This window comes from Peredibacter starrii (genome assembly GCF_034259205.1).
GTDB classification, from domain to species: domain Bacteria; phylum Bdellovibrionota; class Bacteriovoracia; order Bacteriovoracales; family Bacteriovoracaceae; genus Peredibacter; species Peredibacter starrii.
The window spans coordinates 1,754,268-1,765,875 of record NZ_CP139487.1 but is presented as its reverse complement, the minus strand read 5'-3'; the positions used below and the strand labels follow the sequence as shown (position 1 = coordinate 1,765,875).

Annotated in this window: 15 protein-coding genes; 5 read left to right on the top strand and 10 right to left on the bottom strand. The window is 43.4% G+C overall.

Annotation, left to right across the window (positions count from 1 at the left end; all coding sequences use genetic code 11):
• Positions 1–30: 30 nt before the first annotated feature.
• Positions 31–1,536 carry an FAD-dependent monooxygenase gene (locus SOO65_RS08935; RefSeq protein WP_321399511.1) on the top strand — a complete coding sequence of 502 codons (1,506 nt, stop codon included), beginning with the start codon at positions 31–33 and terminating at the stop codon, positions 1,534–1,536.
• Here the strand turns inward: SOO65_RS08935 and SOO65_RS08930 are convergent.
• The 5 genes from SOO65_RS08930 to SOO65_RS08910 are packed head-to-tail and all read right to left on the bottom strand — an operon-like array spanning position 1,533 to position 4,767.
• The gene (locus SOO65_RS08930) at positions 1,533–2,108 is read right to left on the bottom strand and encodes a J domain-containing protein (RefSeq protein WP_321399509.1); all 576 of its coding nucleotides are present in this window, start codon (positions 2,106–2,108) and stop codon (positions 1,533–1,535) included. The two genes, SOO65_RS08935 and SOO65_RS08930, sit on opposite strands and share 4 nt — an antisense overlap.
• Before the next feature lie 56 nt (positions 2,109–2,164).
• Positions 2,165–2,899, bottom strand: coding sequence for a hypothetical protein (locus tag SOO65_RS08925; protein ID WP_321399508.1), 735 nt, complete (start codon positions 2,897–2,899; stop codon positions 2,165–2,167).
• Between the two features lie 47 nt (positions 2,900–2,946).
• Positions 2,947–3,606, bottom strand: a complete 660-nt coding sequence (locus tag SOO65_RS08920) for a DsbA family protein (protein ID WP_321399506.1) — start codon at positions 3,604–3,606, stop codon at positions 2,947–2,949.
• Positions 3,596–4,012, bottom strand: coding sequence for a disulfide oxidoreductase (locus SOO65_RS08915; RefSeq protein WP_321399504.1), 417 nt, complete (start codon positions 4,010–4,012; stop codon positions 3,596–3,598). Before SOO65_RS08915 ends, SOO65_RS08920 begins: the two co-directional genes overlap by 11 nt.
• Positions 4,009–4,767, bottom strand: coding sequence for an undecaprenyl-diphosphate phosphatase (locus tag SOO65_RS08910; protein WP_321399502.1), 759 nt, complete (start codon positions 4,765–4,767; stop codon positions 4,009–4,011). The genes SOO65_RS08915 and SOO65_RS08910 overlap by 4 nt, the downstream gene beginning before the upstream one ends.
• Before the next feature lie 134 nt (positions 4,768–4,901).
• Between SOO65_RS08910 and SOO65_RS08905 the strand changes: the two genes are divergently transcribed.
• A complete protein-coding gene (locus tag SOO65_RS08905; RefSeq protein WP_321399499.1) occupies positions 4,902–5,906 on the top strand; it encodes an endonuclease/exonuclease/phosphatase family protein in 1,005 nt (334 codons plus the stop codon).
• Here SOO65_RS08905 and SOO65_RS08900 read toward each other — a convergent pair.
• Positions 5,896–6,765, bottom strand: coding sequence for an HNH endonuclease (locus SOO65_RS08900; RefSeq protein WP_321399498.1), 870 nt, complete (start codon positions 6,763–6,765; stop codon positions 5,896–5,898). The two genes, SOO65_RS08905 and SOO65_RS08900, sit on opposite strands and share 11 nt — an antisense overlap.
• A gap of 120 nt (positions 6,766–6,885) precedes the next feature.
• Between SOO65_RS08900 and SOO65_RS08895 the strand changes: the two genes are divergently transcribed.
• The gene (locus tag SOO65_RS08895) at positions 6,886–7,419 is read left to right on the top strand and encodes a hypothetical protein (protein WP_321399496.1); all 534 of its coding nucleotides are present in this window, start codon (positions 6,886–6,888) and stop codon (positions 7,417–7,419) included.
• Here SOO65_RS08895 and SOO65_RS08890 read toward each other — a convergent pair.
• Genes SOO65_RS08890 through SOO65_RS08875 form a run of 4 tightly spaced genes read right to left on the bottom strand, consistent with a single transcriptional unit; the run spans position 7,403 to position 9,658 of the window.
• On the bottom strand, positions 7,403–7,915 hold the full coding sequence (locus SOO65_RS08890; RefSeq protein WP_321399495.1) for a GNAT family N-acetyltransferase: 513 nt from the start codon (positions 7,913–7,915) through the stop codon (positions 7,403–7,405). The two genes, SOO65_RS08895 and SOO65_RS08890, sit on opposite strands and share 17 nt — an antisense overlap.
• The gene (locus SOO65_RS08885) at positions 7,905–8,867 is read right to left on the bottom strand and encodes a VOC family protein (RefSeq protein ID WP_321399493.1); all 963 of its coding nucleotides are present in this window, start codon (positions 8,865–8,867) and stop codon (positions 7,905–7,907) included. The genes SOO65_RS08890 and SOO65_RS08885 overlap by 11 nt, the downstream gene beginning before the upstream one ends.
• Positions 8,860–9,495 (bottom strand): DsbA family oxidoreductase, encoded by a 636-nt coding sequence (locus SOO65_RS08880; RefSeq protein WP_321399491.1) that lies wholly within the window; start codon positions 9,493–9,495, stop codon positions 8,860–8,862. The genes SOO65_RS08885 and SOO65_RS08880 overlap by 8 nt, the downstream gene beginning before the upstream one ends.
• Positions 9,496–9,505: 10 nt before the next feature.
• Positions 9,506–9,658 carry a hypothetical protein gene (locus SOO65_RS08875; protein WP_321399489.1) on the bottom strand — a complete coding sequence of 51 codons (153 nt, stop codon included), beginning with the start codon at positions 9,656–9,658 and terminating at the stop codon, positions 9,506–9,508.
• A gap of 129 nt (positions 9,659–9,787) precedes the next feature.
• Here SOO65_RS08875 and SOO65_RS08870 point away from each other — a divergent pair, with 129 nt between their 5' ends.
• On the top strand, positions 9,788–10,483 hold the full coding sequence (locus tag SOO65_RS08870; RefSeq protein WP_321399487.1) for a glutathione binding-like protein: 696 nt from the start codon (positions 9,788–9,790) through the stop codon (positions 10,481–10,483).
• Complete coding sequence (locus tag SOO65_RS08865) at positions 10,480–11,505, top strand: DUF475 domain-containing protein (RefSeq protein WP_407677008.1); 1,026 nt, start codon at positions 10,480–10,482, stop codon at positions 11,503–11,505. Before SOO65_RS08870 ends, SOO65_RS08865 begins: the two co-directional genes overlap by 4 nt.
• The last annotated feature ends 103 nt before the right edge of the window (positions 11,506–11,608 follow it).

Genomic DNA, 11,608 nt, shown 5'->3' with positions numbered 1-11,608 from the left:
CATGCTAGTTCATGATTCAGGAGGGCCTTTATGCATACTCAGGTCTTGATTGTTGGCGGTGGGCCCACGGGGCTTATGATGGGCTCTCTGCTTCGTCGCTGGAATGTGAATTGTCGTTTAATCGATGAAGGCGAAGAGATCACCCGCGAATCACGGGCCATTGGGATTCAGGCCCGTTCATTAGAACTCTTTCAAAATTTAGGCATCGTGGATCAGTTTCTGGAACGAGGTCAAATTGGTTCTGGAGCGAAGGTCTTTCTGAACGGCAAAGAAAGAGTCACCGTTAATTTTGGAGACATTGGCCGGGAAGACACGCCCTATCCCTTTGTGTTCTTCTTATCGCAAACTGAGACTGAAAAAATTCTGGTGGATGATCTTAAAAAGCATCACCTCAATGTGGAACGTCAGACCACTTTGGAAGACTTTTATCAGGACGATAAAAAAGTCACGGCCACCATTCGTAAACGAAATGGAAAAGAAGAAATCGTGACCGCCGATTATATTATTGGCTGCGATGGCTCTCACAGTAAGATTAGAAAAATCCTTGATCTCCCTTTTGAGGGCGCGTCCTATGAAAGTGAATTCATCATGGCCGATACTCAAGTGGATTGGGACCTTGATAATAATCGTCTGATGGTGTTTCTTGATCCGGGTAATATTGGAGTTCATTTTCCGCTCAAAGATCGAAGCCGGGTCCTTACTGTCCGCGAGAACCACGATATGCCTGAGACGACGGAAACAACATCCTATCCTGCTACACTGTCAGAGATTGAAGAGCATTTTAAAGAGGCGACCCACCGGGATGTGAAACTTCATGATGCTGAATGGGTGACCCGTTTTCATGTTCATCACCGGTGTGTAAGACAACTCAAAGTCAGACGAGCATTTCTGGTGGGAGATGCGGCCCATATTCATAGTCCGGTGGGAGCGCAGGGAATGAATACCGGGCTTCAGGACGCTGCTAATCTCGCCTGGAAACTTGCCCTGGTGATTAAGAAAAAGGCCAAGGAAGACATCTTAGAGACCTATCATTCGGAACGCTGGCCCGTGGCCCAAAAACTTCTGAAGTTTACTGACAGAATATTCAGTATCGTGACCACTAAAAATAAAGCGGCGATTGGACTTAGGACGATGTTTTTTCCTCTCTTCGCTAGGTTCATGATGATGGGAAAACGCGGGAGAGACTTTATGTTTGGATTTATTTCCCAGTTAAATATTCATTACTCTCCGAGCCTGGTCGTCAGTGCCGGTGCGGGACAGAGAATGCCTAACTTTGAAACCATCGGTGGCAAAGAAATCTTTGATCTCTTAAAAGGTTACAAATTCCATTTATTCGTCTTTGGTGAGCGTCCTTATAACGAGCGGCTCATCAATGTAGAAATCCACCATTTGCCTTCTAGTCGCTTTAAAACCAATGGTCTGGTACTGGTAAGACCGGACGGCCACATTGCTTTTCAGACCAACGATGTGAGTGAAAAATCAATTATCGATATGGAGAAGTATCTGGAAGTTTCAGGAATCGAGCACGAATTTTAAGCGGCCTTATTTTTTAACTTTTCGTAGGCCTGATTAATTTCTTTCGTGTTTTGATCGGCGAGCTTTTTAAAATCCGCTCCCATACTGGCGACTTTATCCGGATGATTCTGACGAAGAAGATCGTAATAGTTCTTTTTTAACTCAGCTTTGGTAAAACCCGGTTTCAAATTCAGAATTTCTTCCGGAGTTTTTGAAGGTGCAGGTCTCTTTGGAGGAGCTTCAGGGCGCTTCTGCTCCTGCTTAGGACGTTCTTGCTTTGTACTCTCTTGTTTAGGGCGCTCTTGCTTAGGCTGCTCTTTCTTTTTTGGCTCTTCCTTCTTCGGTTCCGGAGTTTTCAAAAGCTTCATCCGGCGCTGGAAGTCCTCATAGTTTTTTACTGAATAATCTTTTGGCAGAAGATCTGATGGAGGTTGATTATCAAACTCCTTCTTCGTGATATTCATATTTCTCAGTAGGAACAGGAAAGGCAGTTTAAAAAAGATGAAATACCCACCAATGAGGAACGCCAAAATAGGCCCCAGTTTGGTGGCAGCATTAATCAGGGTGGTTGTGTAATATTGGACGGGATCCATGGATAGCTTATCGCCATGATCGGCCAATTTCTTTAGAAGAAATTCCCTCGAATAATCTACTGGTTAGAGGCCTTCTTGAGTGATGATGAAGGTGCACGCTGGATCTCTTTTACGTCCTTAATGAGTCCTCGGCCCGAGTTATTGATGGCCCCTGAAAAATGCCCCAGTTTCTCTTCCAGATCCATAATACAACTTCTCATTTCCTCACAGGCCTTCACGATGACGGGCCACTGATCCTTTCCAGCATTACACAGACGGGTCTTCCCAAGATCAGTTTTAGCAGATTTTACGTCCTGTGAAGTGAGAGAATCAGAAAGCTGTAGTTCTTCACAGTGGCGATTCAGAGTTTGAGCCACATAATGAGAATGAGTCAGTGAAAGAGCAATCGCGGCCACCACTCCCCCCACCACGAGTAACTCTCCAACTGCGTGGGCCTCTGGAATCAGGAAACTCGTATAAGTGAAATTCTTCTCTCTCCAGATTTTTTCAAGTTCCTCATGGGCCTTAAAAAGTTTTCCTGGACCGAAATCAAGTTCCTTTCCTTGAAGCATGAGTTTGTATTCATCAACGGCCTTGCCGGTGAATCTTTTCCCACGTATGGTGAAACTAACTTGATCGTTGTTGAATGTGAGTTCCGGTAAATTCAATTTACCAACATCACCCAAGGTCTCTTCAAAATAGCGCTGATCTTCAACCGGTCTGAGATCCACCATCGCTTTAATTGAATACGGCCGGGCCGCCCAGACATTTGCTTGTACAAAAAATATAAGTGTGAAAACCAGGTACTTCATGTGACCTCCGGTCTATAGCAACTTATCGGCCCAGCGAAGAGAAATTTTTAATTTTCGCCTTCTGCACGAATCGTTGATTCCACGAGATCTTTTAGGCCTTCGTAGCCAAAGCGCTCAAGCGGTCTGCCGTTAACAAAAAATGTTGGTGTCGCCTGTACATTCAGGGCCCTACCATCAGCGATTTCCTGTTCAATCATTGATTGAATGGCAGGATCTTCCATATCTTTCTTAATCTGCTCTACGTTCACACCGGCTTCAGGGAGGTAGTTCCAAACGAGCTCTGGACGTGGGTGGTGGTGATTCCCCCACTCAGGCTGATAACGGAACAGAGTTTCAAGGGTTTCCCAGTAACGATTCTGCTTACGAGCGGCCTCTAGAATCTTAATGATAAAGATTGAGTTGCCATGAAAAGGAGCATAACGAACAACTAACTGAATTTTACCTTCGTACTCTTGTAAAAGCATTTTTACAGAAGAATAAAACTCCCGACAGCTTTCGCATTCAGGATCAAGAAACTCCACAACGTAAACTTTGGCGTCAGCTCGACCCAAGCGTGGTGAATAATCTCTTACAAATGTAGAGAAATCTGACTTCGCCATGAAACTCAAGCGCTCTTGCTCCTGACCTTTATAAAGTTTTGTTCCAACCATAAACACGATGGCCAGAGACATAAGAGCAATAAGAACGATCATGATTTTATTTTTCATGGGAGATCCTCTTCAATAAAAGTAGTGAAACAACAATAAACGAGAACGCCACAAACGACATAAATGGAATGGTCACAAAACCAAACCATTGAATCTGAACGGTTGTGCACGAGATACCTTGAACACAAGGGGCCGCGCTCTCTGGAAGAATATGATAGTAAAGAAGGTTGTGATAAAGAGCAATGAACCAGCCCACTATCGCCAGCGGAAGTGCAAATCTTGCGACCTTCTTCTCATAAGGAAATAGCCCCATAAAAAGAACCAGCACCAAGGGATACATACAGATGCGTTGGTACCAGCAAAGCACACAAGGCGGGAACTTCATGACCTCACTGAAGAATAAACTTCCCAGTGTGGCCACCGCCGACATAAACCAAGAAAGAAAAAGTATCGTCCAGCCCATCATACGTTAATGAAAACTAAGTAATAAACCACGGCCATGATCATGCGATAGATACCGCATACGATGAAGGTCTTGTGATTAAGGATTCTAAGGAAAAACTTCACACTTAAAAAGCCGAACACAAATGAAGTGAGTAGACCCAGAAGTAAGTAGATATATTCTGCCTGAACCATTTGCGTTTTCACTTTAAGAAGTGAATAGGCCGAAGCTGAAAGAATCGTTGGAATTGCGAGTAAGAAAGAAAACTTCACTGCTTCTTCACGGCTCGCTCCCAGCAGTCTCGCTGCAAGAATCGAAGAAGCAGATCGGGAGACCCCCGGAATGAAGGCCAGACACTGACCTGTACCGATTAGAAAATAATGGAAGAACGTAAGTTTCTTAGGCTGGATCTTTGCCGTGAGATTTTCTAAAAAGAGAAGAACAATACCGCCAATGAAAAGCGACGAACAAACCACCACTGGAGTGAAGAGATACTTTTTCACAATACCGTGAAGAAGAAGTCCCAGGATCGCAGTTGGAATGAAGGCCACACCGATTTTTAAAATGTAAGCGTGATCTTTTAAGAGATCTTTCCAATAAATATAAATCACCGCGAGAATCGCACCGGTTTGAATAACGATTTCAAAAACTTTTAAGAAGTCATCATTAGGTACTCCCAAAGCATTTGACGCAAGGATCAAATGTCCAGTCGATGACACAGGGAGAAACTCAGTGAGTCCTTCAACAATCCCTAGAATGAGCGAGGTAATGTAATTCATAAATAATAAGCCTTTAACGCAATCAAAGATTAAAAATTTTTATTAGTTTCACTTCATCTTAACATAAGTAGTAGTTGACCATCTAGATTAACCTTAACTACGATTTTTCAAACGAAAAACAAGAAGGTTTTATTTTGAAAACTCTAATCGCTCTTCTCGCTCTTAGCTTCACACTAGCAGCGCAAGCCAAAACTTCGTTCTCAGTGATGAACTACAATGCTGAGAACTTCTTCGATACCAAGCACGATGCTGGCACTGAAGACTACACGTACATCTCACTTCAGGAAAAAAGAAAAATCCCTGGGCATACAGAACTTTGCCAGCAACAGCGTTCTAATTTTGCAATCAAAGAATGTTTAAACCTTGACTGGAACGAAGCTCGTTTCATGAAAAAGGTTGAAAACGTCTCTCGTGTTGTTCGCTCATATGATAACACAGGTGCAGGTCCTGACATTCTAATTCTTCAAGAAGTTGAAAACTTAAATGTGCTAAATGCTCTTGCTGCAAAGGGCCTTCGTAATCTTGGATACACTTACCAAGTTTTGATCGAAGGCGATGATGCTCGCGGAATCGACGTTGGTATTATGTCGAAGTACCCGGTTATCAGAGCTCAGCACCACTCTATTTTTGTTAACGGCCAAAAACTTGATACTCGCGGTATCACAGAAGTGGCGATCAACGTTGAAGGCCGCACTGTTATCGTTTTCGGTAACCACTGGCCTTCTCAAAGCAATCCGGCAGAAGATCGTATCGCTGCAGCTCAACTACTTACAAATCTTGCAGCTTCAAGAAATGCAGATCTGATCATCGCTACTGGTGACTTCAACACAGTTGAAACAGATCGCCCTTACCCATTCAATTACCTGAATGGATTTATCAATGCAGAAACAGAGGCCCGTAAGGTTAACCGTAATCTTAATCCTGGTACTCACTTCTACAAAGGCAGTTGGACTTCTCTGGACAGAATGTGGATTCATCAAAGTTCTCGTCTCGCTCCAAACTTCGGCACTTTCCAAATCATGGTTCGTGACTTCCTCATGAAACGTGAAGGTCAGGCGATGGTTCCAATGCGTTTTAATCACGAATCGGCCACTGGCTTTTCTGACCATCTTGGTATCGGAATGGATTTCAAATTATAATCACTTTCGGGCGGGGCGCCTTTAGCCCCGCTCTTATTCTGCCTCTCTGATTACACTCCCTACATAAAAGTCTTATATTCTCGACTGAAGCTGGCCCACCCATTGAATATGGAATGATGTGGTCATAGTTTAAGTTATGAGTTGATCCACAATTAGTGCATTTTTTATCTCGTGCATAGACTGTGCGTTTTACTGACGCTGGAATTGCTCTTCCTACTTTCACTCCGTGCCTGCGGACCGCTGGCGAAAGTGATTGGCGCGGCTTTGTTTGTCTGAACTTCGTTTTTTCAATTGATTCAATGGCCTTCTTTGCCATGAACTGAACCAATTGATCCATCTCCATCTCTTTACCAAGCAGGTTTTTGAGTTGATCAACTAACTCCATCGTTTCATCAGATAGCACCACGGCCACTTGAATCTTATTTTTTGAAATTCGTTTATTTTTATCCGGTGTGATTTCTTTACCGGTGATCTCAAAAAGTTTTTGCTCACATTCTTTCTTAGTTAAATTTTCAACCTCCTTGAAGACCTCGCGCTTTTGAATGGGATCATCTATAAATTGATTCACTAATGAAATATTTGTGAGATTTAATTTCCCCTCTTCGATTTTCTTCTCAATTTCTGGCATCTCGGCCAGTGCTCGAGCGGCAACAATTCGTCTCTGGGCGGCTCCCTCAGAATACCCAAGCTCTTTTACACAATAGGAGAATAATGAGGAGTACTTTAAGTCGCTGTAAAGCTTTCTTCTCTCTATCTCTTTGAGATGATGAAGCAGTTTTACCGTCACTGCCCTTTCGGTCCCCGTGAGCTTTTTTGTATCACCAAGTAAAATTTTATTTGCAACATGATTTAGTCTCATGCTAGAAACAATACGGAAAAGATACGGAACTGTCAACTATTTAAAAATCACTTCCGCTGGCGAAAGTAATCGACGGATTCAGGAGGTGGACACTTATCTAAGGAGGTTTATAATGAAGGCATGAGTAAAATCATTAAAGCCAAGGTCATAGCTGGAAGATATTTGGGTGAAATTGTCCGAATTACGAATGTCAGTCAGGACGAGATGGGGCGCAAGAATGCGGCCTGTATGCTTGCCAATGGCACTCGCGCCAATATTCGGGCGAGCGATCTCGAAATTATTCAAGAAGCGCCGGAGCCAGAAATTGTAAAACCGAAAACTGCTTCAATGCCATTTATCAGTGGGTCAACCAGCAGTCGCACCATGACTCATACAAAGAACATGGCGAAAAACAAAGTTGAAGTGAAGAATCAGGTGCCTTCCGAGAAGTATACCGCCGCCATTTGCGAGACTTGTGGAGCTGAATACAATCTAGAAGATCGTAAGGGTCAGGCCGGAAAGATCACTCAATGTGAAAACTGTGCAGTTGAGACGGAACAAAAGATGGAAGGCCAAATGATCTTTTCACATAAGACCGGTGGCACAATTGAAATCAAAAAAGACGGAGAGCTTCGTCATGAGGCGCCGATTTTTGATCCTAAGAACAAGACTTAATGTAAAGCCTGTGAACTAGGTTAGACCACATGAAGTCTCTTAGATAGGTAAAGCCAACTTTCTCAATGACTTTAAGAGACGCTGGATTTTGATAAACAGCAAAAGCATGAACTTGTGGAAGTTTTAAATCTTTTAATAGGTAATCAAGGAGAGCGTTTGCGGATTCCGTGGCATAACCCTTGTTCCAATGATTTAGCATAAAGCGATAACCAAGTTCGTATTCTTGTTTTCCATCAAGATCAAATTTGTCGGCACCGCAGGTTCCGATGAATTCTCCTGTCTCTTTTAAGAAGATAGGAAACTTCCCTATTCCGGAATCGGTGAAGTTTTTTATGCGTAGGCGGACTTTTGTCAGGGCCTCACCTTCGTCTTTAACGAGATAGACTCCCGGTGGTGTAAAGCAGTTGTAGCCCACGTCCACAGACATTGCGAGATAGTGCTTAACGTCCTCATCTTTCCAGGGGCGAATGAGGAGCCGCGAAGTTTTAATCTCCATAAATGAGCTTCTCGAGTTCTTCCTCAGTGTAATGGCGAAGATTTAAGAGGGCCTCATAAGGATCATCTTTGAGATGAAGTCTTTGTGCAAAAGCAGGCTCGGTTTTTAGACCTTGAGAGCGAAGTTCTTTTAGGTCTTGGTAGAAAAGCTCACCGCCGAGTTTTAAAAGTTTTTCTTCCACTTGGAAATGGATTGAAGCCTTTTGTTTCACTGCCGGAATTGAATCGCAGTAAATTTCGAATGGGACACCCTCAAAAGTGAAACTAAGGACGTTTTCTGAAACAGTGGCCCCGGGAAAGAGTGCTTTAACTTCTTCTACTTTTGCAGGGATTAGAATATCCAGATCCGAATCTGTTCGATGTAGATTGAGAGGGAAAGTGCCGGTCACCAGAGGTTCATAGAATTTCAATTTCTCGAGCACCTGAGAGTTCATCAGTGCATGAAAGACCTTGGTGTTGGCCTCAAGATTCACCACGCTTTCTAGGGAGAGATGGTGAAATTTCACGGCACCGGACTTTAATTCCATTTCCAACTCTCGGTTAAAAAGTTTTGAAAGGCCGCCGCCAGCGAAAGTCTTGCCCTGATAGCGATTGATGATGTCAGCAAAAGGAACATCAATCACGACTTCAATATGCTCAAAGCCCTCTTTGGTCACCTTCCCTTTCTTGGGCGCAGGAAGTTCTACCAAATCGATAAACCAGTGCTTATAGCGGAAAGGTTCAAATAACTTGAATGTTGAAATCAAGCGGCCGTTTACCGGGCTTTCGATCAGAAGTCTTCCAAAGTCTACGAACAGTGATTTAAAGTGTTCATAACTCTCGTCCGAGCCCGTACGAAAACACAAGTGATCAATTGACCAATGTTTTTCAAATTGAATTTCTTCTTCACTGAATTCAGTGAATAGCTTTTCGAGAAACTCGTAACCACTCTGATAAAACTGCTCTTTATTCATTGTTCACTTTATCTAAAATTTCCGAAAACACTTCTACGGGCTGAGCACCAGATACACCATATTTTTTGTTAAAAACAAAAAATGGCACGCCTCGAATCCCAAGCTCTGTTGCAATTTCTTCATCTTCACGGACATCCGTCACAAAACGGTTTCCTGAGAAAAGCTCATCCAATTCTTTCTGATCAAGGCCTAATTCAATCCCTAATAGCTTAAGGACTTCAGTATCTCCAATGTCTTTGCCCTCAGTGAATTTGGCCTTAAGAAGACGCTCTTTCATTTGATCTTGAAGATGATTTTGTTTCGCCAGATGAATTAAGCGGTGAGCATTAAAGGAATTGGCCGGAACTTGTTTCTCCATATGGAAATCCAGTCCTGACTTTCTCGCCATGTCGGTGAGATTCTTATCCATCTCTTTTGCCCATGCCACATCTTTATTATATTTCTTCGCCAGAAGCTCGTGATGGTTAGCACCCTTAGGAGGATTGGCCATGGGATCAAGTTCAAAACTTTTCCATTCAACAACCACGTCACCCTTATCAGAAAATTTCTCCAGGGCGGCCTCAAGATGGCGCTTTCCAATATAACAAAATGGACAATTAATATCTGACCAAACTTCAATTTGAATCATAGGGACCTCCCTAGTTGAGTAAGTCCTGCAACACTGATTTGAATTCATCAAATCCGCCGTACACTCGAATCGACTTACTTTTGTATAGTTTCCAGATGCGGTCGAATTCACGATCATCGGCCAGCATGCGACGTGTGATAATAGTGAGCTCTGTTTCGCTCAACTTATACTCTTCTCTAATCATTTTTATAAATAAACTTACTTGGCCTGAATCCATGACCCCATTCTAGTCCGTCTTGCATGACTCATAAAGCCCTCATTAGCATTTATTAGAGCTAACAAGGAAGGAAACATGATTGATTTATATTATTGGACCACTCCCAATGGACACAAAATACGGATTTTCCTGGAAGAGTCTGGAACACCGTATCGTCTGCATACTGTGAACATTGGCAAGGGCGAGCAGTTTAAGCCTGAATTTCTCGCCATTTCACCCAATAATCGAATTCCAGCAATTGTGGATCAAGGGCCTGAAGATGCAAACGGCCCGCTTCCCATTTTTGAATCAGGAGCGATTCTCTGGTACCTGGCCGAAAAACGTCGTCAGTTTCTTCCTACCAGTGTGCGCGCAAAAGTTGAAGTGGCCCAGTGGTTGTATTGGCAAGTTGCGGGCCTGGGTCCCATGGCCGGACAGAACCACCACTTTCGAAACTATGCTCCCGAGAAAATACCCTATGCCATTGATAGATACGTAAAAGAAACCTCCCGCCTGTATGGCGTCTTGAATAAACACCTGGCAGACAGAGATTGGGTCGCGGCCAATCAATATACCATTGCCGATATGGCGATCTATCCCTGGATTGTACCCTATCAGCATCAAGGACAAAAACTAAGTGACTATCCTCATCTTGAACGATGGTTTCATAGAATCTTCGAACGTGAGGCGGTGAAAAAAGTCTACGAGATGGCAAAAGAGATAACGAATCCGGATGCCCCAATGACGGATGAAGCGAAGAAGATTCTCTTCGGCCAGGGACCACGTCCATAAAATATTTTAAGAACGCCATCATCGGTGCGGTGGTAGGAGGTATTGCAGCACTGGTGGTGGGCCACTCATACACTGGAACAATCAGAGGTGCTTTCAAGGCCTGGTTCATTGCTCTGGTGCTTTCCATCCTTGAAATATCTCTTTCCTTTGATAATGCCGTAGTGAACGCCCTCATCTTAAAAAAGATGACACATAAGTGGCAGCATCGTTTCCTGACTTGGGGGATTTTAATTGCGGTGTTCGGAATGCGTTTGGTTTTCCCTCTTATTCTTGTCGGTGTCCTGGGCCACATCAATCCCATAGAGGCCCTTAAACTTGCCCTCTTTTCTCCGGCCGACTATGCCCACATCATGATGAAGTCCCGAATCAGTATTGCGGCCTTCGGAGGAGCGTTCCTATTCTTAGTGGCGATGAAATATTTCTTTGAACATCGAAAAGAAGTCTATTGGATCCATTCCATTGAAAGACCATTGAGCGCCATGGGAAGACTCAATGCTGCTGAAATTGCCGTCACTCTCTTCACCCTCTATCTTTTTTCTCGTTTTCAAATGCCCTCTGAACAAATGAATTTTCTCGCCGCCGGTATTGGTGGAGTCATTACTTTCATTCTAGTTGATGGACTAAGTGAGTTTTTAAATTCGAGTGGCCAAGGCAAACATATTGACCTGAATCGCACGAGTATGAGTCTTTTTTTATATTTAGAAGTTTTAGATGCGTCCTTCTCTTTTGATGGAGTGGTCGGAGCCTTTGCGATCACCAATAATCTTTTTATTATTATGATAGGTCTTGGTGTGGGTGCCTTTTTTGTCCGATCTATCACGATTATGTTAGTCGAGAAAAACACCCTTCATCAGTATCGGTATCTGGAGCATGGGGCGTTTTATGCCATTGGCATTCTTGCCATGATTATGTTTGTCGGAACCATAAAAGAAATCCCGGAGGTCTTCACGGGACTGATTGGAATTATTGTTATAGGCGCCGCCATTATCTCCTCCATCCGTTACAATGCGAGGAACTCATGAAACCGTCAGAAAAAGATCTTCATAAGTATAGACTTAAATCCTTTATCAAAAATGAAAGCATGGCCCTCACCTCCCTGGCAGAAAAGACGGGAGATCGACCTAA